A 23461-nucleotide genomic window follows, 5' to 3' on the forward strand; every position below is an offset into this window, starting at 1 on the left:
CATGACCCCCTTGCCCGCCCCCGTGCGTTGGCTGTACTCCCTGGAATGGCGTCGCGGTTTCTTCGATTGGGCCCGTAGCGACGGCGTGACCTGGATCTATATCTTCAAGGTCCTGGCCGCCGCCTTCCTCACCCTGTGGCTGGCCATGCGCCTGGAATTGCCGCAGCCGCGCACCGCGATGATCACCGTGTTTATCGTCATGCAGCCGCAGAGTGGCCATGTGTTTGCCAAGAGTTTCTACCGCTTCCTCGGCACCCTGGCCGGTTCCGCGGTGATGGTGGCGCTGATCGCCCTGTTCGCCCAGTACACCGAGCTGTTTCTCGGCGCGCTGGCGATCTGGATCGGCCTCTGCTCGGCTGGCGCGCAACGCAACCGCAACTTCCGCGCCTACGGTTTTGTCCTGGCCGGCTACACCGCCGCGATGGTCGGCCTGCCGGCCCTGGCCCATCCGGAAGGGGCCTTTATGGCGGCAATGTGGCGGGTGCTGGAAATCTCCCTGGGGATTCTCTGCTCGACCCTGGTCAGCGCCGCGATCCTGCCGCAGACCTCCAGCGCCGCCATGCGCAATGCCCTCTACCAGCGCTTCGGAGTGTTCGCCGGGTTTGTCAGCGCCGGCTTGCGCGGCCGCCACCCGCAGGCCGCCTTCGAAGCCGCCAACGTCGGCTTTATCGCCCAGGCGGTGGGCCTGGAAGGGCTGCGCAGCGTCACCGTGTTCGAGGACCCGCACATGCGCCGGCGCAATGGTCGGCTGAACCGGTTGAACAGCGAGTTCATGACCCTAACCACCCGCTTCAACGCCCTGCACCAGTTGCTTGAGCGCTTGCGCAGTCGCGCTCGGGTCGAGGTGTTGGCGGCCATCGAGCCGGGCTTTCCCAGCCTCGGTGAATTGCTCGATGACTTTGCTGGCCGCGCCCTGACCGACGCCGATGCCCAGCGCCTGGCCAGCCGCCTGGCCGACTACAAACTGGGGCTGCCGGAGCAAGTACGCAGCCTGCGGGCGAGTTTCCTGGAAAGTGAGCCGAGCGAAGCCGACCTGCTGGATTTCCACACCGCCTACGAACTGCTCTATCGCTTTGTCGAGGAACTGCACAGCTACGCCCTGACCCATGCGTCCCTGGCCGATCACCACCACGAACGCGAACAGTGGGACGAGCCCTATGTGCCGAAAACCAACTGGCTGGCCGCCTCGGCGTCGGGCATTCGCGGCGCGTTTATCCTGATCGTGCTCGGCAGCTACTGGGTGGCGACCGCCTGGCCGAGCGGGGCGACCATGACCCTGATCGCCGCCGCCACCGTGGGCCTTTCCGCGGCCACGCCGAACCCCAAACGCATGGCTTTCCAGATGGCCTGCGGGACGTTGCTCGGCGCGGTGATCGGCTTTGTCGAGATGTTCTTCGTGTTTCCCTGGATCGACGGTTTCCCGCTGCTGTGCCTGATGCTCGCGCCGGTGATCGTGCTCGGCGCCTTTCTCGCCTCGCGCCCGGCGTACGCGGGTGTTGGCCTGGGCCTGTTGATCTTCTTCAGCACCGGCTCGGTGCCGGACAACCTGACGATCTACAACCCCTACAGCTTTATCAATGACTACATCGCCATGGTCATGGGCATGCTGGTCTGCGCGGCGGCGGGGGCGATCATCCTGCCGCCCAACAGCCGCTGGTTGTGGCGCCGGCTGGAGCAGGACCTGCGCGAACAGGTGGTGTTCGCCATCAGCGGCAAGCTCAAGGGCCTCGGTTCAACCTTTGAAAGCGGCACCCGCGACCTGCTGCACCAAGCCTACGGCCTGGCCGCCGGGCAGCCGAAAGTGCAGAGCCAGTTGTTGCGCTGGATGTTCGTGGTGCTGGAAGTCGGCCACGCGATTATCGAGCTGCGCAAGGAACAGGCGATCCTGCCGGTGCACCCGGCGTATGCCGAATCGCAGCCGTGGCGCCAGTCGATCCGGGTCATGGGCCGGGCGCTGGTGCGTCTGTTTATCCAGCCTAACGCGAGCAATCTGGAGCGTGGGCTGGTGGCGGTGGACCATGCCATCAGCCGGGTTCAGGCCACCGACGAACCCTTTGCCCGGCACTTCGACACCTCGGCCCTGCGTCGGGTACAGAGCTACCTGCACTTTATCCGCACCTCGTTGCTGGACCCGCAATCCCCGCTGGCCGAGCTGGGCCGTGCCCAAGGAAATCCCCATGCCCCGTGAAATCGCCTTCCACGGCGTCTATATGCCGACCATGACCCTGATGTTCCTGATCGCGGCGGGGTTGGGCTGGGCGCTGGACCGGTTTATCGCCAGCCATGACCTGTACCGCTTCTTCTGGCACCCGGCGCTACTGCGCCTGAGCCTGTTCTGTTGCTTGTTCGGCGCTTTGGCGCTCACTGTCTACCGTTGAGAACGACCTGATGAAAAAGCTCTTCAGCCTGATCGCCACCTTGCTGGTCCTGGCCCTTGCGATCTGTATCGGCCGATTCCTCTGGGTGCAGTACATGGAAACCCCCTGGACCCGCGACGGCCGGGTGCGCGCCGACATCATCAACGTCGCCGCCGACGTCACCGGTGAAGTGGTGGACGTGCCGGTGCGTGATAACCAGGAGGTGAAGAAGGGCGACCTGCTGATGCGCATCGACCCCGAGCACTACCGCCTTGCGGTCAAGCAGGCGCAGTCGCTGGTGGACTCGCGCAAGGCCACTTGGGAGATGCGCAAGCTCAATGCCCATCGCCGCGCCGACCTGGACAACCTGGTGATCTCCAAGGAAAGCCGCGACGACGCCAGCAACACCGCCGATGCGGCGCTGGCTGATTACCAGCAGGCCCAGGCGCAGTTGGAGGCGGCGCAGTTGAACCTGGCGCGCACCGAAGTGCGGGCGGCGGTGGACGGTTATGTCACCAACCTCAATGTGCATCGCGGTGACTATGCGCGGATCGGCGAGGCGAAGCTGGCGGTGGTCGATATGAATTCGTTCTGGGTTTATGGGTTCTTTGAAGAGACCAAGTTGCCGCATTTGAAGGTGGGTGATCCGGCAGATATGCAACTGATGAGCGGCGAGGTGCTCAAGGGGCATGTGGAGAGTATCTCGCGGGGGATCTACGACCGTGACAACCCCGAGAGCCGCGAGCTGATCGCCGATGTGAACCCGACGTTCAACTGGGTGCGCCTGGCGCAGCGGGTACCGGTGCGGATTCATATCGATCAGGTGCCAGACGGGGTGCTGTTGGCGGCGGGGATTACGTGTACGGTGATCGTCAAGCCGGTGGGGGCCTGAAAATCGCTAAAAGCTTCGCGGGCAAGCACCGCTCCCACAGTCTTGAGTCGTACCTGAATATTGCGTACGACTGAGAACCCGTGGGAGCGGTGCTTGCCCGCGAAGAGGCCCTCCAGAGCGCTAAAGCTTTGGGGTTAACTTCGGCCAGCAAGACAACTCGCTTTCCATTGAGTGAAATTTCCTAGAAAATCCCGGGCGCTTGTTTGTGCCTGATTGCGCGACTAGGCTTGATTTCGTCACTGCCAATTCAGTGGCCGGGTTTAGCAGCTCGTCGTGTAACTAGGCGCACAGCGCCACCTTCAGCAAGGCGCTTTTTTTCGGCCCTGTTTTATGGTGGTCGTGCGCAGGGCGCCTCGCGGCGCGCCGGGTTCCTAGTGCACCGGTCTGCTAACCTGCGTACGGCTGCCACCCTCTCGTTTAGCAGCGATGGTGACGGCTCCCAAACATGCACTTGGAGCTTTTCGCTATGTTCAAGATCACCCCCAACCCGCCGCTTTCAACCAGCGCCGAAACCATCGACCCCCAAGCCGCCGACCGTGCTTTCGCGCACTACGACCTGGGGCCGTATCCGCGTCCGAAATCTTCTGCCGTCAACTCATCGACTTACCGTCTCCCCGAGAGCAGAAGCCGCGAAGACGCCCTCGTCAACGCCTACTCCGTCCTGCAATCGGCAGCGGCCACGGCCTATGAACACGCCGACAACCAGACCGGTTCCAACCGCCAGGTGGCGATGGGGGTTGTGCACCTGATCGAGTTGGCCCAGCGCTGGATGGATTCGGTGTTGAATGGGCATTACAGGTGTGCGTTCAAGCCAAACCGCTTCATCAGCACTTTTTCCAGCAAGCCCTTGGGCAGCAACCCGGCCATCAATGGCAGCGCCCGACTGCCATTGCCCAGGCGCAACAGGCGCGGCGGCCGGGTTTGCCGCACGGCCTTGAGCAAATCGGCGGCCACGCTGGCGGCTGGCGTCGGATTGTTCTGCGAAGCATTGGCCCGCGCCCGAATGCCTTCGCGCAGCGGCCACCACGGCGATTGTTCACCAATCAACTGCTCGGCTTCATGCCCGGCGTTCTTGGCAAAGCTTGTGTCGATGGCCCCGGGCTGCACTTCCATCACCCGGATCCCGAATGGCGTCAGCTCCATGCGCAGGGCATCGCTCAAGGCATGCACCGCCGCCTTGGAGGCGCAATAGGCCCCGGCGAACGGCGTCACCAGCACCCCGGAGACACTGCCGATATTCACCACCAAACCCCGGCTGCGGCGCAATACCGGGAGCATCGCCCGGGTCACCCCGACAATGGAAAACACATTGGTTTCGAATTGCCGGCGCATGGCCTCGACCCCGCCGTCGAGCAGTGGCCCCATGGCGCCATAACCGGCGTTGTTGATCAACACATCAAGGCCGCCGCACTGCTGATTGATGCGTTCGCCCAATGCCTGCAGGGCCTCGCCATCATTGACGTCCAGCTTTACGGCGGTGAAGCCGGCACTGGCCAGCGCCGCCACATCTTCGGCCCGCCGCGCCGAAGCCCAGACCTCGTAGCCCGCCTGCTGGAACACATCCGCCAACGCGCGGCCTATGCCGCTGGAACATCCGGTGATCAGGGCAACGGGCATGGCACATCCTTAGTGGGGTTGGGAGTCGAAGACCTCCGAGAATACCCCGTTCGAAACAAAAATGAGTGTATCGAGGCCGGTCTTTATCTCATCCTTTTGCGTGCCGTACGTCAGGCTCTGGGTGCCGTGGGCATCGAGGAAAAACAGGGCCGGGACATACTCGATCCTGATCTCCGGCTGGAACAGTTTGAAGAGCGGATAACTGATCTGATAGAACGCCACCCGCTCCTGGTATGGGCCCGCGGCCAGGGCTTCAAGCAACGGTTTGAGTCGTTCGCACGGTGGACAGTCGCGTTTGTAGACCAGCACCACGGCCGGTCGAGGGCGGATCAATGGAACCTCGAGGCTGCCCAACTCCGCTCTGAACGCTTGTCGAGTTTTTATCTCGATGACCGTGCTCGTCCCTTTCATGCTCGTTACCCTGCCGCCCTATGTTTCGGTGTTGGGGGGTATTCAACGCCAAATGTGATCCAATGTAACCTGTCAGAAATGACGGGTGTCAAAGTGATATCACTGTAGGTCAGGACCGGCCTGAATGCCGAGATTTCGACTTTTTTACAATAAAATCAATGGATTGTGTTCTTGATTCGAGGGGCGACGGTGACGTGGACTGGTCGTTTTTCTCTTGGTCTTTGTCGGTAATAGGATCGTTATTGTTTCGCGTTATCGTTCGTAGTGGCGGGGATATGCCCGGTTCGGCTGTTTCTTATTTCGTTAATCACTAAAAAACTGTCAGTTCTGACAGTAGATCGCTCCCCCCTATTGCGCCCACATTAGCTCCCAGCAGACCCGCTTGGAGCCCGGCGATGGACCCACAAGAAAGCTTCAGCATCACGCCTCCTTCACTGCCCAAGGGCGGCGGTGCCATCCAGAGCATCGGCAAAGGCTGGGGCGAGGTCGGTGCCAGTGGCAAGGCCTCCTTCGACCTGCCGTTACCGATCTCTCCCGGACGCGGTTTTGCCCCAGCCCTGACACTGGGTTATGGCAGCAGCGTGGGCAACAGCCTGTTCGGGATCGGCTGGGTGCTGTCCCTGGGCTGCGTCGCGCGGCGGACCAGCAAGGGCGTGCCGGACTACACCGATGACGATGTCATGCTCGGGCCCGACGGCATGGTCTGGATGCCGGAGCGCACCGCCGCCGGGGTGATCATCCGTACCCCGGTGCGCAGCTATCAGGGCCTGGAGCTGGGCACCGACTACCAGGTGGCGCGTTATTTTCCGCGTATCGAAGGCGCGTTCGAGCGCATCGAACATTGGCGTTCGGCGGATGACTACCCGGGGTTCTGGCTGGTGCACGGCGCCGATGGCACCTTGCACCTGTACGGTTTCAACAGCTCGTCACGCAGTACCGATCTGGAGGATCACCTGCGTGTCGGCGAGTGGCTGCTGGAAGAAAGCCTGAACGCCCTCGGCGAACATATCCTTTATGAATACGCCGGCGAAGACCATGCCGGTATGCCCGAAGATACGCCGCGCGATTTTCGTGCCCAGTGTTATCTGAGCCGGGTGCGTTACGGCAATTTCGAGGCCTGCGCGCACCTCTACCACTGGATGCCGGAACAGCTGGAGCAAGTGCTCTGGCACTTCGATCTGGTCTTCGATTACGGCGAGCGCGACAGCGGGGTGGAGGATATCCCCGCCTACGAGCCGACAGGCGAGTGGCCAGTGCGCAGCGACCCGTTCGCGACCTACGGCTATGGCTTCCTGCTGGGCAACCTGCGGCTGTGCCGGCAGGTGCTGATGTTCCACCAGTTCGCCGAGCTGGGTAGCGAACCGCTGCTGGTGCAACGCTTGCTGTTTGAATACCGGACCACCGAACTGGGCTACAACCTGCTGTCCGCCGCACACCAGCAAGGTTACGACGAGCAAGGGCGCATCGAGTCGCGCCCGCCGGTGGCGTTCAGCTACTCGGCGTTTGAACCCGAGCACAGTGACTATCAAGCATTCGATGCCATGCCCGGCCTCAACGACGGCCAGCAATACCAGCTGGTCGACCTGTATGGCGAGGGCCTGCCGGGCGTGCTCTACCGCAGTGACAAGGCCTGGTACTACCGTGAGCCGCTGCGCGCGCAGTCGGCGGAAAGTCCCGACGAGGTGAGCTACGACTCGTGGAAACGCTTGGATGCCATCCCGCTGATGGACAGCCGCAAGCCGGTGCGCCAGGCGCTGATGGACCTGACCGGCGATGGCCGGCTGGACTGGGTGATGGCGCAACCCGGGGTGAGCGGATTTTTCACCCTCAACCCGGATCGCAGCTGGTCGAGGTTCGTCACCTTTGCCGCGTTCCCCCTGGAGTTCTTCCACCCGCAAAGCCAACTGGCCGACCTGATGGGCGGCGGCCTTTCGGACTTGGCCCTGATCGGCCCGCGCAGCGTGCGCTTGTATGCCAACCGCCGACAGGAAGGTTTTGCCCCGGGCAAGGATGTCGCGCATTTCGTCGAAACCGCTCCCGAAGATCGTCTGCCGTTGTTGAGTCAGGCACAGACCGAACTGGTGGCGTTCAGCGATGTATTGGGTAGCGGCCAGCAGCATCTGGTGCGCATACGCCATAACGAAATCGTCTGCTGGCCCAACCGCGGTCATGGCCGTTTCGACCCGGGCTTTCGCCTTGGCAGTTTGCCCTATACCTATGAGTCCTTCGACGCCTCGCGGGTGTTGCTGGCCGACCTCGATGGCTCCGGCGCGGCGGACCTGATCTACCTCACCAGTGAACATGCCGAGATCTTTATGAACCGCGCCGGCATGGGCTTTGAAAGCACCCCGCGGATCCAGCCGTGGCCGCCGGGTGTGCGATATGACCGGCTGTGCCAGGTCAGCACTGCCGATCTGCAAGGGCTCGGCTGCTCCAGCCTGGTGATCACCCGCCCACATATGCAACCCCAGCACTGGCGCTGCGATTTCGTCCAGGCCAAACCCTATCTGCTGCATAGCACCCATAACAATATGGGCGCGGCGGGCGAGGTGATCTATCGCAGCTCGGCGCAGGAATGGCTGGATGAGAAACAGGCGTTGCTGGCGGCGGGCCTGGAGGTCGCCAGTTACGTGCCATTTCCGCTGCCGGTGGCTGTCGAGCAGCACCAGTTCGATGAAATCACCGGCAATCGGCTGACCCAGCGCTTTCAGTATCGACAGGGCTTTTACGATGGCCAGGAGCGTGAGTTCCGTGGTTTTGGCCTGGTGCTGCAAGGCGACAGCGAAGTCACCGGCGACGAACAGTGGCGCACCGGTTTTACCGCACCGGTGCTGCGCAAGAGTTGGTTCCACAGCGGGCGCGCGGCGGACCTGCCGGGCCTGGACTATGACCATTCGGACGGCGCGGCCCAGGTCCTGGGGACGGCGTTGCTGCTGGCGCCGCAAGGCGACGATCCCGACGAGATCATCAGCCACGCCGATGACGCGACCCAGCATGACATGGCCTACGCCATGGCCGGCTTGCCGTTGCGGGTCGAAGTCTTCGGCCTGGATGGCGCCGACCCGCTGCATGCCAAGCCCTACTCGGTGCAGCAATACCGTTATGCCGTGCGCCTGTGGCAGGTGCGCGACGAGTACCAGCCTTACTGCCGGATGCAGCCGCTGGAGTTGGAGTCCATCGCCTACACCTACGAGCGCCAGCCGGACGATCCTTTGTGCCAACACCACATCAGCCTGAGGTGGGACCGTTATGGTGGACTGACCCATGAGGTGACGGTCGACTATGCCCGGCGCAAGGAGATCGGCGATGAACCGCCGTTCAGCGAAGCCCATGAACAGACCTGGTGGCGCGCCGCCCACGATGACGCGCAGCGTTTTTACTACCTGAACGAACACCGCGCGCAATTCATTCACCTGGATGACCCGCAGGCTTGCCGTCTGGGCTTGCCCTACCGGTCGCGGAGCAACGCGCTGGTGCTGTCGAAGGTGGCATTACGACCGGAAGATATTTCCCATGAGGTGATGTTCGACCGTCTCAATGCGCGACCCACGGCTGAATACAGGCGAATGCTGACACAGCTGTCCGAGCAGCGTTATCAGCATGACGGCCAGACCCTGCCGGCGGGGCAGGCGAGCTTTGAGGCCTTGGCTGACTACCTGGACTCCGCCGAACTGGATGAGGCGGCGCTGAGGGCGTATGAGTCGGTGCTCAGTCCCGAGGAACTGTGGAGGAAACTGCCTGGGCTCGGTTATCGGCCCATGGATGCCCTGTTGCCGGCGGAACCGGAAAGAGTGCTGTGTTCGACTCGCAAGGGCTTTATGACCTATGCCGGGCTGGAGGGTTTCTATCGGCTGCTCAGTGCCCGGCCCACTGAAAGCCAGGGGCCGACGAGCATCGAGTTCGATCCGTATTACTGCCTGCCGATCCGGGTCACCACGGCCGACGGATGCAGTACTCGCGTGGCCGAGGTGGACTATCGGTTCTTGTTGCCGCGTCGAATCGTCGATCCGAACCAGAACATCCAGGAGGCCCGCTTTGATGGTTTTGGCGAACTGTCGGTCAGCAGCTTCCATGGCAGCGAAAGCGGCAGCGAGGTCGGTTTCGATCCGATAGAGGAGTACCAGCCGGTTGCCCGTTTGCCCGCCGAAGCCATCGCCGATCCGGAGGCGGCATTGCAGGGCGCGGCCAGCGCCTGTTTTCGCGATGCGTTCAGTTGGATGCGGCGTCGTGAGCCGGTGCATGCCGCGGTCCTGCAAGCCGACCGCTACCCGCGGCCGCCGGACAATCCCGGACGCAAGATCCGCATCGCCGTGCAGTGCTGGGACGGCTTTGGCCGGGCCCTGCAGAGCAAGCAGAAGGTCGAGCCGGGCCCGGCCTACCAGATCGCCGACGACGGCAGCCTGGTGCTCGACGGCGACCGACCGGTGAGCGCGCCGGCCGCCGAGCGCTGGCGGGTCAGCGAACGGGTCGAATACAACAACAAGGGCCTGGCGGTGCGCGTCTACCGGCCGTACTTCGCCGATGGCTATCGCTATATCAACGATGAATCGTTTCGGCGCTTCGGTTATTGCGACCAGCAGTTCTACGACCCCCTGGGCCGGCCGACCCTGACCGTGACCGCCATGGGCTATTGGCGTCGCCAGCGTTACCTGGGCTGGTACGGGATTGCTGAGGATGAAAACGATACGTTGGAAGAGTCCTTGGCAAACAAACAACCCTCAACGGGTCAGTCGCCTTCGACGGGAGACGGGCAATGAACGATAAACCCAGTTCACTGTTGCAGTTGTTGGGCCAGGCCGAACTCCGCAGGAGCAACACACTGGCGGAGCATTACGACTCGGTCTTCGAGATCGCCAACGGTTCGCTGCAACAGTTGATGGACACCGACCGAACCTTGCATATCAGCGAAGCGCGGGCCATCCATGAACAGGCCAGGGCCATCAGCGCCATTACGGTCCGGCAGTTTCGCGAACAGCGCCTGACCACGGCAATCCGTCGGGCCTTCGAACCCGGTTCCGGAATCCGGGGGCTGGTGGATGCGCCGACCTATAACGACCTCTTCCGGCCGGACTGGGCCAACCATTGCCCAACGGATGCCATCGAAGCCACGACCTCACCCATAGCCTACCTGGCGGACCTGTACCGCGAAGTGCAGAAAATCGAGCAGAGCGGTCCCCCCGGGGAAGGGCAGGGCAATCGCATATTGTTGGCCGATCGCCGTCCGGACCTGGCGGAAATGCTGCTTGATCACACCGCCCTTGAGCGGGTCGAGCCGACCCTGGTGCTGGTCAATGAAATCCTGGAAACCTCGGCGCGCCGTTATCTGGACGGCTTTGGCGACGAGCGCTCGCTGGATGATGTCATGCTGGATGTGCGTTACCCCATGACCTTGCCCTACGAGCGTTATCAGCAGCAGATCAACTATTGCTTGCAGCGCAAGGAGCGCCTGCCCGGAGACGTTATCCGCTGCACCGATCCGGCCTATCCCTATTTCAAGGAAGGCGGGGCGCATTCGCAGCTTTCGGACATTGCGCTGGTGCAGGACACCGGCTTGGGGCCGGTGCAACAGGGGATTTTGCTGGAGGCCCCATTTTTTCCGGAGGTCGACGAAGTCGATCCAGAGTCCGAACCCGGGGCAGCCTTCACCTTGGCGCGTATCAACCCCAGAACTCATCTGTTCGAAACCACCGACACTGATCCCGATAATTTTTTCAAGGACAACTTTGGCGAGGGCGACTTTTTCAAGTTGCTCGATACCCAGACCTTCTGCTTGCACACCGGGTTGAAGACCGAAGAGCTCGAATCGCTACTCTCCGTGGGGGCTTACGCGCCTTATTCGTCGGCCAATCTCATCGCCTCGGGCAAGGTGGATGGTGCGATATTCGGTTCGGTGTACGTCAATGCCGGTACCAGCCCGGCCATGGCCATTGAAACGACGAGCGACGATGAAAACGGTCCCAGCCATCAGATCGTCAATGGGTCCCTGGACCGCTTTGACCGGCTTAACCGCATGATCCGCCTGGCGCAGTGGCTCAAGCTGCCGTTCGACCAGGTCGACCGTCTGTTGGTGGCCTCGATTCGCGCCGAGCGGAAAAGCCCGGACTACCGGATCACCACCGACACCCTGCGCGCCCTTGGGTTGTTCCAGAACCTGCGCACGCACTACAAGGTCAGCGTCGACGATTTTGCCGCCTTGCTCCAGGGGCTGGCCGTGCATGGCAGGGGCAAGCAGCCTACTCAGTTCGACCAGATATTCAACAGCCAGGCGCTGTTTCCCAGCCCCTTGATCCTGGATGGGGAGGCGTTCAGCATCACGCCACGGAACGAGACCGAGCGGCAGAAAATCGATCATCTATGCGCCGCGTTGGGCATGACCTTCGAGATGTATCGTTTTGCCGCGAAGGTTATCGAGCTGTCATACGCCGGTGAGCCCTTGCGCTGGAATGCCGGGGTGGTATCGGCGTTCTACCGTCTGGTTCGGTTGCCCCATTACCTGGGGTTGACCACCATCGAGGCGCTGGCGCTGCTCGAACTGTTGGATAACGGTGGCAGCCAGTTGGTATCAAAGCTGGCCGGGCCGACCCATATCGCCTCTTATCAGACTTCCGGTAACACCGACACCCTGAGTACGATCCATGCCCTGGTCGAGGCCCGGGCCTGGATGCTCGAACATAAATGGACCGTCGGCCAGGTGTGCCGGCTGGTGCTGCCGGCCCTGACCAAACCGGTGGCCAGCGAGGCCGAGCTCAATCTGCTGAACCAGATGCACTCGCGCCTGGCGGCGGCGCTGATCAGTGACAGCAGTTTTGTCGAAGCCGGCGCGCCTGAAAGCCGTGTGTCGGTTGAACTCGACGATAACAACCGGGAGGTGTTTTCCACTGTTGGCATCAATTGGTTCGAGCAATGGCGCGATTTTATCGAGACGGGTGAAACTTCACCGGCGGCCAAGGGCCTGGTCAAATATCTGCGGGGCGAAACCGAAGAGGATTTTGAAGAGGCTTTGAGGAGCAAAGTGACTGGAATCCTGGGGGATCTCAGGCTGCCAGCGGAGAGTCTGCTCCCCCAGCTGTGCAATATGATCATGCGCGCTCGCGGTGCGCAGGAAGCCTTGCTGATGGAGGGGCTCGTTCAGGCTACTTTTTACTGGCCTACCTCATCCTGAAAATTGGAGGGTGGCACGTTGGCGTCTGAACGCGGCAGATCCCCATCAGGGTAGGTTTCAAGCGAGGGACTAGGCGATGTCTGCTGCGCAAGGGATTCACACTCATACACCGACGCTGACGGTGATTGACCCACGCGGGCTCACGGTGCGTTCGGTCGGTTATTGCCGTTCTGTTGAGCTGACGGAGGCAGAAGAGCGGGTCGATCGCAGTGCCTATGACGCGATGGGACGCTTGATTCAACAGTGGGATCCCCGGCTGTGGGCGTTGAGTGCGGAAGATACGGAGACACCTGTCAACCTCATCAATCGTTATTCGTTGTCTGGAAAGGTACTGAGTTCGATCAGTGTCGACGCCGGAGAGCGAATCAGCTTGTTTGGCGATGGGGATCAATTGGTCCAAGCCTGGGACAGTCGGGGCAGTGAGCGGCAGATCGAGTACGACGATCTGCTGCGACCGTTGGCGATCTTCGAACAGGGCGAAGGTGAGGCCTCGCGCTGTACCGAGCGCTATGAGTATGCCGATGGCAGTGACGATTTCGCCGCTCATAATCAATGCGGACAGTTGATTCGACATGATGATCCTGCGGGTACTCAGACACTGGACGAGTACGCCTTGACGGGCGGAGTGCTTGAACAGACCCAGCGATTCCTGAGCGCGCTGGACATACCCGATTGGCCGTCAGGGCTGCCGGAGCGGGATTCGCTGCTGGAGCCCGTGGCGCAAGCAGCGACCACCTCGTCACGCTTCAACCCGCTGGGCGATGTGCTGGAACAGACCGATGCCAAGGGCAATCGACAACTATTCGATTACACCGTTGACGGTCAATTGCTTGCCACTCGTCTGCAACTCAACGGTCAGGCAACGCCTCAAACCCTGGTCAGTGGTATCAGTTACAGCGCTTACGGCCAGGTCGACCAAGAGACCGCCGGTAACGGTGTGATCAGTACACTGAGGTATCGATCTGAAGACGGTCGCCTGCTTCATCTTCAGGCCCGGCCCGGCAATAGCGATCCTCTGCAAGATCTGCACTATGACTACGATCCGGTGGGCAACGTGTTGAGTATCGAAGATGCCGCCTTGCCGATCCGCTACTTTGCCAACCAGCGGGTTGAGCCGATCAAACGTTATGGCTATGACACCCTCTACCAACTGATCACCGCCACCGGTTGGGAGGCGGGTAGCGCCAGCCGAGGACCGGGATTCAATCGCTTCGACGATCCGGGCGCAGTTGGCAACTACCATCAAACTTACCACTACGACGCGGGTGGGAATTTGCTGGAGTTGATCCATGTCGGCCCGCAAAGCCATAGCCGCAAGCTGACGGCGGCACGCTACAGCAATCGCTGTTTGCCTGAGCAAAATGATCGGCCCCCCACCGAAGAGGAAATTGCTGCCGCTTTTGACGGTAACGGTAACCTGTTGGACCTGCAACCGGGGCAGGCGATGAGCTGGGATCTACGCAATCAGTTGCGTGAGGTGCGACCAGTCGAACGTGACGATGCTGACGATGATCTGGAGTTGTATGTGTACGGCGGCGATGGCTTGCGGCGACGCAAAGTCCGCTCCATCCAAACCAACGCCCGTTCGCTGATCTCGGAAGTCCGCTACTTGCCGGGCCTGGAAATCCGCACCCGTGCGGGCACCGGAGAAGTGTTGCAAGTGATCGGGGTGCAGGCTGGACGCAGTGCCATGCAGGTGCTGCACTGGGAAACGACACCGCCGTCTGGAGTCGCCAATGATCAATACCGCTACAACCTGACCGACCATCTGGGCTCCAGCAGTCTGGAGCTGGATGGTGACGCCGAGGTGATCAGCCAGGAGACCTATCATCCCTATGGCACTACGGCCTGGTTTGCCGGACGAAGTGAAGTGGAGGCCAGTTACAAGACCGTGCGTTACTCGGGCAAGGAACGGGATGCGACGGGGCTTTATTATTATGGGTTCAGGTACTACGCAGCGTGGTTGCAGCGATGGATTAGCCCTGATCCGGCTGGCAATATCGATGGGCTGAATTTGTATCGATTTGTCGGAGGAAATCCATCGACGCAAATAGATATTTTGGGGTTGAGGCCGCCCCGGACCGCAGAGGAAGCGCTTGAAATTGCGATGCACATGGTCGCCGGAACGAGTGATCAACTCCCTCTGGAGTTAAGGCTTATGGAGATTGCCTCCGGAATGCAACTCGCCAGTGAAGACGATGAGTTAAAAAGTGGTTTTTTGAATCCAGCACTCGTGGGGGCAGATGAACTTATTAGCCGGGTAGCTCGGGAACAATGGCATGAGCCGTTTGCCGGGATAGCGCGCGAAGTAGCATCGAATTTTCTGGGCACACGAGCCGCCAGGATTTTCAATCACAACGGAGTGATCATAAAATCCCTGATGAGAGGTGCAACAGAAGCCATATTGGTTTCCCACGGTGGATTCTCGACGCATATGAAAAAGTTCGCCGCGCCCATTCAGATTCCCGAGGGTAAAAAGTTGCACTACTACGGACTGCACGGTGAAGATACATCATCAGGTGTTGCCCGTCGCCTCCTGGAAAATAGCCGGGGCATATCACAGGGCGACCTGCCTGAGCCCGTAGAGACTATCACACACGCCGATATCACCCAACGCTATCGATTGACCTTTGCCGAGGAGGGAGATATGTCTTTGCCGACTCAACATTACGACATTATCTATGTGCCGCCTGGCGTAAGTTCTTATACCGAGGAGGTCTTCCAGGCGATCGAAATCTATCGTCCTGAAATAACAGATGTTTACGCCGTCCATTGTCGTCCAGTCTTTAATAGAAGACATGAGCGCATTTATCGTACTTAAATACGCCGGGCGTTGTGCTGGCTTTCGAGTCACTGAACGATGATCGCTCCCGCACAGTGGTGCGGGAGCAGTCACTCGCTCAGGTCTATCAGGCGTCGAGCAATCCATCCATTTCCTGTTGAGCCATATCGATCAGATGCACGGCTCCCAGGGCGAGTTTGCGCTGCGCGCCCTGGAGATTGTCCGCCGCTTCATAGGCGGTCGCCGAGGCACTCTGGAGGATTTCGTAGATATGGAGCAGGCTTTCTTCGGTGCTGCGGTTTTGATTTTTCCGCGGCCGCATGCGGGTCGCTGGTAGCTCGTAGTGAGCGAAGGCCCGCTCGGCGGCGAGCCGAAATGCAGGGGAGGTGAGATCTTCCGCGACAGGCGGATTGGGGGTGATCTTGAACATGGTGTATCCCTTTTGATGAGTGAGAGCCATCACCGTTCGCTTGCACGCGAATAAAGGTGGCGACCGTACGCAGGTGTGCAAGACCGGGGCAAAAGGTAAACCCGGCAGATCCCGAAGATCTCCCGCGCACGGCCGCCATAACACACTATTTCGGGCGTAAAAAACGCCTGAAAGTCGTTGGCGTCGCGCGCCTTTTGTCGGTCCGGACTTGCACGTCCGTATCACCGAATTTGCGGTGACACATGCAGACTAGTCGCCGGCCCCGACAGGCGCAACGGGTTGGGATTTTCTAGGAAATTTCAGTCAAGTGAAAGGGAATAGTCTCCATGGGGCCCCGTCTGGAGCAGGTGATAGGCTGGTACTCGCGCAAATGAGCTGCGACCTGTAGGGCGCGGGATAGCCAAAATCCAGGGATGTATCAACACTGTTGATACTCTTTCTGCGGTGAGGTACTGTATCTACATTGTAGATACGGTATAGGAGGGTCGCGACATGCAAGTCACCATCAAAAAATGGGGTAACAGCCCTTCGGTTCGAATCCCGGCGGCAGTCATGAAATCGGCGAAGCTGTCACTTGATTCAGTGGTTGATGTCCGGGTCGAAAATGGCTGCGTCGTCATTGAGCCTATTTACCCACAGGAGGTCGACCTGGACACGCTGGTAGCTGGCATTACCCCGGATAATCTGCACGCAGAGGTCAATTTTGATGTCGCCGTGGGTAAGGAAGCGTTCTGATGGTCCGTCGCTATGTCCCTGACTCCGGCGATATCGTCTGGCTCTACTTCGACCCCCAGGCAGGGCATGAGCAAGCGGGTCATCGGCCTGCGTTGGTGCTCAGTCCTTCCAGCTACAACCACAAGACGGGCTTGATGCTCTGCTGCCCCATGACGACTCAGTTAAAGGGCTATCCCTTTGAGGTTGAGGTGACTGGGGAGCGCCCGGGTGCCGTACTGGCCGATCAGGTTAAGAGCTTGGACTGGAGAGCCCGAAAAGCAGAGTTCAAGGGCAAGGTATCCGTGGCGGAGTTGAGCGCTGTGCGACTTCGCGCCATAGCCCTGATAGGCAAACCTTAGGAAAACGCTGTGACACTACGCTTGGTGCTGCTGGTAATTGATCCAGGCACCCCTTTGGCTGGTTGCGATATAGGGCTGTAGACCCGTCATGACCATTTATCGGCCCTGTCATTTCTGACAGTAGCCAACACTGCGGATTGGGTGATTACTAGATTGACGCCTCCTACGCAGAGCCTGAGCCATGTCGAGACTGACGGGCGGGATTCACACTCACACACCGACGCTGGCGGTCATCGATCCTCGCGGGCTCGCCGTGCGCTCGGTCGCTTACTGCCGTTCTGTCGAGACGGCGCAAGCCGAAGAGCGGGTCAACCGCAGCGCCTATGACGCCATGGGGCGCTTGGTTCAACAGTGGGATCCCCGGCTCTGGGCGTTGAGTGCGGAAGATACGGCCACGCCTGCCAACCTGGTCAATCGTTATTCATTGTCAGGCAAGGTACTGGGTTCGATCAGCGTTGATGCCGGTGAGCGGATCAGCTTGTTCGGCGATGCTGATCAACTGGTTCAAGCTTGGGACAGTCGCGGCAGTGAGCGGCAGGTCGAGTACGACGATCTGCTGCGGCCCTTGGCAATTGTCGAGCAGGGTGAAGGCGAGACAGCGCATTGTACCGAGCGCTATGAGTATGCCGATGGCAGTGACGATTTCGCCGCTCATAATCAATGCGGACAGTTGATTCGACATGATGATCCTGCGGGTACTCAGACACTGGACGAGTACGCCTTGACGGGCGGAGTGCTTGAACAGACCCAGCGATTCCTGAGCGCGCTGGACATACCCGATTGGCCGTCAGGGCTGCCGGAGCGGGATTCGCTGCTGGAGCCCGTGGCGCAAGCAGCGACCACCTCGTCACGCTTCAACCCGCTGGGCGATGTGCTGGAACAGACCGATGCCAAGGGTAATCGACAACTATTCGATTACACCGTTGACGGTCAATTGTTTGCCAGCCATCTGCAACTCAGCGGTCAGACAGCCCCACAAACGCTGGTCAATGGCATTGCCTACAGTGCCTTTGGTCAGGTCGAACAGGAAACCGCCGGTAACGGTGTGGTCAGTACGCTGACCTACCGCCCTGAAGACGGCCGCCTGATTCGACTTCAGGCTCGACATGGAACTGAAGCGGCGTTGCAAGACCTGCATTACGACTACGATCCAGTGGGCAATGTGCTGAGCATTGAAGACGCGGCCTTGCCGACTCGTTATTTCGCCAATCAGCGGGTTGAGCCAATCAAACATCATGGCTACGACAGTCTCTACCAGTTGATCGAGGCAACGGGCTGGGAGGCGGGCACTGCCAGTCGAGGGCCTGACTTCAATCGTTTCGACGATCCGGGTGCAGTCGCCAACTATCGTCAAACTTACCACTACGACGCGGGTGGGAATTTGCTGGAGTTGATCCATGTCGGCCCGCAAAGCCATAGCCGCAAGCTGACGGCGGCATGCTACAGCAATCGCTGTTTGCCTGAGCAAAATGATCGGCCCCCCACCGAAGAGGAAATTGCTGCCGCTTTTGACGGCAACGGCAACCTGCTGGAGCTGCAACCGGGGCAGGCGATGAGCTGGGATGTGCGTAATCAATTGCGTGAGGTGCGACCAGTCGAACGTGACGATGTTGACGATGATCTGGAGTTGTATGTGTACGGCGGCGATGGCTTGCGGCGACGCAAAGTCCGCTCCATCCAAACCAACGCCCGTTCGCTGATATCGGAAGTCCGCTACCTGCCTGGCCTGGAAATCCGCACCCATCAAGGCACCGGCGAAGTGTTGCAAGTGATCGGCATGCAGGCTGGGCGCAGTGCCATGCAGGTGCTGCACTGGGAAACGACACCGCCGTCTGGAGTCGCCAATGATCAATACCGCTACAACCTGACCGACCATCTGGGCTCCAGCAGTCTGGAGCTGGATGGTGACGCCGAGGTGATCAGCCAGGAGACCTATCATCCCTACGGCGGTACAGCCTGGTTTGCTGGGCGAAGTGAAGTCGAAGCCAGCTATAAAACTGTCCGTTACTCGGGTAAGGAGCGGGATGCGACGGGGCTGTATTATTATGGGCTCAGATATTACCTGCCGTGGCAGCAACGTTGGCTCAACCCTGACCCAGCCGGCGATATCGATGGATTTAACCGCTACCAGTTCGTGCAAAACAGTCCTGTTGTCCTGAGTGATGCTGCGGGGCTGGTCGGGCAGCGCTGGAACAAGGCCATGGAAGGGGCACGGCTCAATCTTGCCCATGACTCGAACTTCAGTTTTTTCGATAAAAATAAGCCCGCCACCGCTTATTTTTTCTCTAAGAATCAGACCATCACGAACCGGGGCCTGCTTTCTATCAACAAGTCCAATCCTCAGGCGGGCAAGACAATTGCAACAGCCATCATGCGTGCCCATACGATGCTGGACAATGCAGTCGCGGCGCTTTCGGCAGAAAATCAGGAGTTTTACGAATACCCTGGCAGGGAAATTTTGTGGAGCTTCACGGGGAGTGAGCAGCGGCCGGTAGCCGGCTTTGGTAACGCCTGGCTTGAACGCTTGAGAGATCAAGCGTACACGGTCAATCCTGCTCGAATAATCGGTTTTGAGGAAGCCGGGACTCCGAGAGCTGCCTATGTTTATGGAAGTGATAAAGAAAAATCAATGTATATTAAGATGTCGTCCAATGTGCTCAAGGACTCCGAAGAATTGGCGGTGCTTCTTATTCATGAGTGGTCACATCAATATCTTAAAACGAAGGATTATTGGTACATGGATAATGAGGATTTATATAAGCATGGAAGTGACTGGGCCGCTCTTAATCTCAAGATGCAAGGATATCGCATGATGCAAAATGGCCTCTCTGAGAATCAGGTAAAAAATCACCCGCTCGGTTTTTTGAACAAACAGGCATTTGTGAGTACCTTTAATAGTGATCCCGTAGTGCGGCAGCTAGCCATGACCGATAATGCCGACAATATTGCCTACCTTGTTTACACGCTAAACCATGAATATGAGCGTTTGAACGCTCCGCCGCCAACTTTTTTAGGGCGCTTAAAAAGCTGGTTTCAAGGGGGGTCTTAGTCCGAAAGCTGAGCTCAGGAAAGGTATCCCCGGCAAACCCCCCCCCCCGTTCCCACCGACTGCGGATAGGGGGTACGCAGCCAGCGGGGCGGGGGTGAGTGGAACACTGTAGTTTACTGGGCGATGGTTTTCACCTCCTGTTCAGGCGCGGTCGAGCGCCCGTAGACATCTTCAAAGCGCTCGATATCGTCTTCGCCCAGGTAGCTGCCGGACTGCACTTCGATAATCTCCAACGGGATCTTGCCCGGGTTGCGCAGGCGGTGTACCGAGGCAATCGGGATGTAGGTGGACTGGTTCTCGCAGAGCAGGAACACGTTGTCGTCGCAGGTCACTTCGGCGGTGCCACTGACCACGATCCAGTGTTCGGCGCGGTGGTGGTGCATCTGCAATGACAGGCAAGCCCCCGGCTTGACCGAGATGTGCTTGACCTGGAAGCGTCCGCCCATGTCCACCGAGTCGTAGGAACCCCAGGGCCGGTAGACCTCGCAGTGGTTCTGGGTTTCGCTGCGGCCCTGGGCGTTAAGGGTGTTGACCATCTGTTTCACGCCCTGAACCTTGTCCTTGTGGGCGATCATCATGGCGTCCTTGGTTTCGACCACGACTATGTCATCCAGGCCGATCACCGAGACCAGTTTGCCGTTGCCGTGGATCATGCAGTTGTGACTGTCCTGGATCACCACGTCGCCCTTGCTGACGTTACCGTTCTCGTCCTTTTCATGCACATCCCACAACGATGACCAGCAGCCGACATCGCTCCAGCCGGCGCTCAATGGCACCACGCAGGCGCGCTGGGTCTTTTCCATCACCGCGTAGTCGATGGAGTTGTCCGGGCACTGGGCGAAGGTGGCTTCGTCGAAGGTCATGCTGTCGCCGTCCTGGGTGCTGCGTTCCAGGGTCAGCAGGCAGGTGTCGTAGATATCCGGGTCGTGTTTTTTCAGCTCTTCGAGGAAGCGGCTGGCGCGGAACAGGAACATGCCGCTGTTCCAGAAGTAACCGCCGGCCTCGACGAACTCGATGGCGCGTTTTTCATCGGGTTTCTCGACGAACTGCGAGACCCGGCTGACGCCTTCCGGCAGCAGCGCATCGTTGCTCGACTTGATGTAGCCATAGCCGGTTTCCGGTTTACTTGCCGGGACGCCGAACAGGACCATTTCACCGCGCTCGGCGGCCACGGTAGCCAGGGCCAGGGCGCGTTGCAGGGCTTTCTGGTCGTCGAGCACGTGATCGGCGGGGAGTACCAGCATCAGTTCGTCGCGGCCTTCGTTGACCAGCAACATCGCGGTCAGGGCTACGGCCGGGGCGGTGTTGCGGCCGAAGGGCTCCATCAGGATGCGCTGGGCGCTGAGCTGGCGGTTGCTCAGTTGCTCGTTGACGATAAAGCGGTGGTCCAGGTTGCAGACCACGATCGGGCTTTCCATGCCCTCGAACACCAGGCGTTCGAGGGTTTGCTGGAACAGCGTTTCCTTGCCGGTGAGGGCGAGGAATTGCTTGGGAAACTGCTTGCGCGAAAGCGGCCAAAGACGTGAGCCGCTACCACCTGAGAGGATGACTGGAATCATGGTGTTACTCCTTTAAACAATCTATGGGTTAGAGCTACTGCGTTCTGTCGTTTCACTCTCTTGTTGTTGTTTCGTGCCGGACGAAGGGCTCAAGGTGACCGCATTTCTTGTGGGTGCACTGTTTGTGTGGGAGCGGAGCTTGCCCGCGAAGCTTTTAGCGCTCTTAAGGGCCTCTTCGCGGGCAAGCTCCGCTCCCACAGGTTGGCTCCCACAGGTTCATTGGCGGGGGCCACGAGGTTTGTGTTCGTCCGGCGAATTCATCAGCGGGTCGAAACCGGGCGCTTGACCCAGACCGGCGACAGGCTGCTGCCGCTGCCGGTGACGTAGAGCACCGCCGCTTCACCGCGCTCCAGGGCCACGGGCTTGAGGTCGCTGATCTTTTTGTCGCCGTCGTACAGGGCGAAGCTGACTTTCACCGGGTTGATTTCGCGCTCGCCACGACCCTTGGCCGCCACCGCCTGGACCACGTCGGTCTTGCCGTCGGCGGTTTTCAGGGTCAGGGCCTTGTCACTCAGGTTCTGCACCCGCACCAATGACTTCTGCTTGTTCTTGAACGGCGGCTCTTCGATCAGTTGCGGCTGGCCGCTGGTGCTGTTGACCAGGGTGTAATAGTGGTCGGCGGCGAGTGTCACCGACAGGCTCTGGCTACCGACCTTGGCGCTGTAGTCGCCGCCGGGCATAAAGCTGAAATCACTGCTGGCCAATGGCGCGACATCGCTCAGCGCCGTAGCGCCAACGCTGGCGCTGACCTCTTGGTTGCTGGCGTTGTAGATACGCACGAAGCTCGAGCCTTTCGGTGCGACCGGGCCGTACAGGGCGGAATCGCCGGCCCAGACGGACAACGACAGCAGGCTCAGGCCCGCGGCCAGGGCCAGGGTTTTGACCGCGCGGCCTTGGCTGTTTTTACGAGTGATGTTGAAGGTCATGGGAAGTACCTCTTTCAGTTTTGCGCCCGTTCGGGCGACTCGGATTTAGGTGTGTTCTGGACCAGGTTCTGTTGGTGCAGCCCCGTGGCTTTCAATTGCGCGACCCACTTGGGGTCGGCATCGCCGATTTCGTTGTTGACCGGCAGGTAGCGCTCCGGGAATTCCCAGATCAGTACCTGCGGCGGGCTGTTCTTGAAGGCGTCGCTTTCCAGGTAGGCGAGCATCGGCAGGATCGGGCCGTGGCCGTCTTCGGCGTAATTCACTACGTCGCGGTGCAGGGCCTGCTTCAGCGCGCCGACGAAGTTCCAGTTCGGGTTGGCGCTGTAGCTGGTGCCGATCAGCGCCACCGGGACTTGGTTGTCGGCGAACAGCGCATCGCCAGCGACCGGCTGATCGTCAGCGGCGCGGGTGCTGCGTTTTTCCAGCGGTTCCTGGGGCGGCATCAGGTTGCTGAACAGCGGGTCCAGCGGCAGGAACAGGGTCAGGTCGCCCTTGTGTGGTTCGGTCTTCTCGGCTTCGGTGACAAAGCGCTGCGGTTCGCCTCTGAGCGGGGCGTGCTTGCCGATGGCGTCGGCCAGTTGGGTCGCGGCGATTTGCGCGCCGTCCGGGGTCCAGTGGGTGTCGGTGCGCAGGAATACTTGCTGGCCTTGTTGCTTGGCCTGTTGCAGCGGGCCCAGCAGGTCGGGAGCAAGGATCCGCTCGGCGGCGGCCCGGGCGTGGAAGTCCTGGTAGAGGTTGGCGTGAATACTCGCCGGACGCACGTCGCCCAGGTGTTCCGGGTACAGGCGGACCTTGGCCGGAACGATCGCCAACACCAGTTTCACGCCCTTGGCCTTGAGGGTCTGGCGCACGCCTTCGACCAGCGCGTAGTTGCCTTGCAGGTTCTGCTGCTCGCCGGCAACCGGGTTGAACTCCTCGTCGCTGTAGAGCCACTGGTCGCGGCCCAGCACTACCCCCGGACGGCCTTCGTTGAACAGCTTGAAGTCCAGCGCGGCCCAGAGGTTGGTGCCCAGGCGCTTGATCGGGAATTCAGTGTCGTAGCGGGTTTCCACGGCCTTGGTCCAGCGCCCGTCGAGCAGGGTCGCGTCGGGGTTGCTGCTGAAGCCGATAAAGCTGCGCAGCGACCACAACCCCAGCGCCAGCAAGGTGACGAGGAACAGGGCGATGTAGAGGATGCGGAATGAGCGGGTCATGGTCGGCTCC

The 23461-nt window shown here is 60.2% G+C and carries 15 protein-coding genes and 1 pseudogene; 10 read left to right on the forward strand and 6 right to left on the reverse strand.

The features are described from left to right. Window position 1 precedes the first annotated feature (1 nt). From AC07VG_RS18340 to AC07VG_RS18355, 4 genes and pseudogenes are all read left to right on the forward strand, one after another. Entirely contained in the window at window positions 2-2188 is a 2187-nt protein-coding gene (locus tag AC07VG_RS18340; protein WP_495021644.1) for an FUSC family protein, read from the forward strand. After that, entirely contained in the window at window positions 2178-2378 is a 201-nt protein-coding gene (locus tag AC07VG_RS18345) for a DUF1656 domain-containing protein (protein ID WP_040064387.1), read from the forward strand. The genes AC07VG_RS18340 and AC07VG_RS18345 overlap by 11 nt, the downstream gene beginning before the upstream one ends. Before the next feature lie 10 nt (window positions 2379-2388). Then, window positions 2389-3249 (forward strand): efflux RND transporter periplasmic adaptor subunit, encoded by an 861-nt coding sequence (locus AC07VG_RS18350; RefSeq protein ID WP_495001039.1) that lies wholly within the window; start codon window positions 2389-2391, stop codon window positions 3247-3249. Window positions 3250-3715: 466 nt separating this feature from the next. Next, window positions 3716-4021, forward strand: a pseudogene (locus AC07VG_RS18355) (DUF6124 family protein); the annotation flags it as partial. A gap of 20 nt (window positions 4022-4041) precedes the next feature. Here the strand turns inward: AC07VG_RS18355 and AC07VG_RS18360 are convergent. Next, a complete protein-coding gene (locus AC07VG_RS18360; RefSeq protein ID WP_495001038.1) occupies window positions 4042-4866 on the reverse strand; it encodes an SDR family oxidoreductase in 825 nt (274 codons plus the stop codon). 9 nt (window positions 4867-4875) lie between these two features. Further along, the gene (locus AC07VG_RS18365) at window positions 4876-5277 is read right to left on the reverse strand and encodes a thioredoxin domain-containing protein (RefSeq protein ID WP_495001037.1); all 402 of its coding nucleotides are present in this window, start codon (window positions 5275-5277) and stop codon (window positions 4876-4878) included. Window positions 5278-5672: 395 nt separating this feature from the next. Between AC07VG_RS18365 and AC07VG_RS18370 the strand changes: the two genes are divergently transcribed. From AC07VG_RS18370 to AC07VG_RS18380, 3 genes are all read left to right on the forward strand, one after another. Then, complete coding sequence (locus AC07VG_RS18370) at window positions 5673-10034, forward strand: SpvB/TcaC N-terminal domain-containing protein (protein ID WP_495021645.1); 4362 nt, start codon at window positions 5673-5675, stop codon at window positions 10032-10034. Then, window positions 10031-12439, forward strand: a complete 2409-nt coding sequence (locus AC07VG_RS18375; RefSeq protein WP_495021646.1) for a Tc toxin subunit A — start codon at window positions 10031-10033, stop codon at window positions 12437-12439. Before AC07VG_RS18370 ends, AC07VG_RS18375 begins: the two co-directional genes overlap by 4 nt. A 76-nt stretch (window positions 12440-12515) precedes the next feature. After that, window positions 12516-15260 (forward strand): RHS repeat domain-containing protein, encoded by a 2745-nt coding sequence (locus tag AC07VG_RS18380; RefSeq protein ID WP_495021647.1) that lies wholly within the window; start codon window positions 12516-12518, stop codon window positions 15258-15260. Between the two features lie 88 nt (window positions 15261-15348). Here the strand turns inward: AC07VG_RS18380 and AC07VG_RS18385 are convergent, their stop codons facing one another. Continuing rightward, on the reverse strand, window positions 15349-15651 hold the full coding sequence (locus AC07VG_RS18385) for a DUF6124 family protein (RefSeq protein WP_495021648.1): 303 nt from the start codon (window positions 15649-15651) through the stop codon (window positions 15349-15351). A gap of 492 nt (window positions 15652-16143) precedes the next feature. Between AC07VG_RS18385 and AC07VG_RS18390 the strand changes: the two genes are divergently transcribed. The 3 genes from AC07VG_RS18390 (at window position 16144) to AC07VG_RS18400 (ending at window position 19773) form a co-directional block, all read left to right on the forward strand. Continuing rightward, on the forward strand, window positions 16144-16386 hold the full coding sequence (locus tag AC07VG_RS18390; protein WP_495021649.1) for an AbrB/MazE/SpoVT family DNA-binding domain-containing protein: 243 nt from the start codon (window positions 16144-16146) through the stop codon (window positions 16384-16386). Beyond that, window positions 16386-16724, forward strand: a complete 339-nt coding sequence (gene mazF, locus AC07VG_RS18395) for an endoribonuclease MazF (protein ID WP_495021650.1) — start codon at window positions 16386-16388, stop codon at window positions 16722-16724. The genes AC07VG_RS18390 and mazF overlap by 1 nt, the downstream gene beginning before the upstream one ends. A 181-nt stretch (window positions 16725-16905) precedes the next feature. After that, complete coding sequence (locus AC07VG_RS18400) at window positions 16906-19773, forward strand: RHS repeat domain-containing protein (RefSeq protein ID WP_495021651.1); 2868 nt, start codon at window positions 16906-16908, stop codon at window positions 19771-19773. A gap of 113 nt (window positions 19774-19886) precedes the next feature. Here the strand turns inward: AC07VG_RS18400 and AC07VG_RS18405 are convergent, their stop codons facing one another. The 3 genes from AC07VG_RS18405 to AC07VG_RS18415 all read right to left on the reverse strand — a co-directional run bounded on the left by AC07VG_RS18405 (window position 19887) and on the right by AC07VG_RS18415 (window position 23451). Continuing rightward, the gene (locus AC07VG_RS18405; protein ID WP_495021652.1) at window positions 19887-21332 is read right to left on the reverse strand and encodes a mannose-1-phosphate guanylyltransferase/mannose-6-phosphate isomerase; all 1446 of its coding nucleotides are present in this window, start codon (window positions 21330-21332) and stop codon (window positions 19887-19889) included. A 260-nt stretch (window positions 21333-21592) separates the two neighbouring features. Beyond that, the gene (locus AC07VG_RS18410; protein ID WP_495021653.1) at window positions 21593-22258 is read right to left on the reverse strand and encodes an alginate O-acetyltransferase AlgF; all 666 of its coding nucleotides are present in this window, start codon (window positions 22256-22258) and stop codon (window positions 21593-21595) included. Window positions 22259-22272: 14 nt separating this feature from the next. Then, window positions 22273-23451, reverse strand: coding sequence for an alginate O-acetyltransferase (locus AC07VG_RS18415; protein WP_495021654.1), 1179 nt, complete (start codon window positions 23449-23451; stop codon window positions 22273-22275). Window positions 23452-23461 lie beyond the last annotated feature (10 nt).

The sequence above is a fragment of the Pseudomonas sp. GW821-FHT03C07 genome, assembly GCF_059420925.1.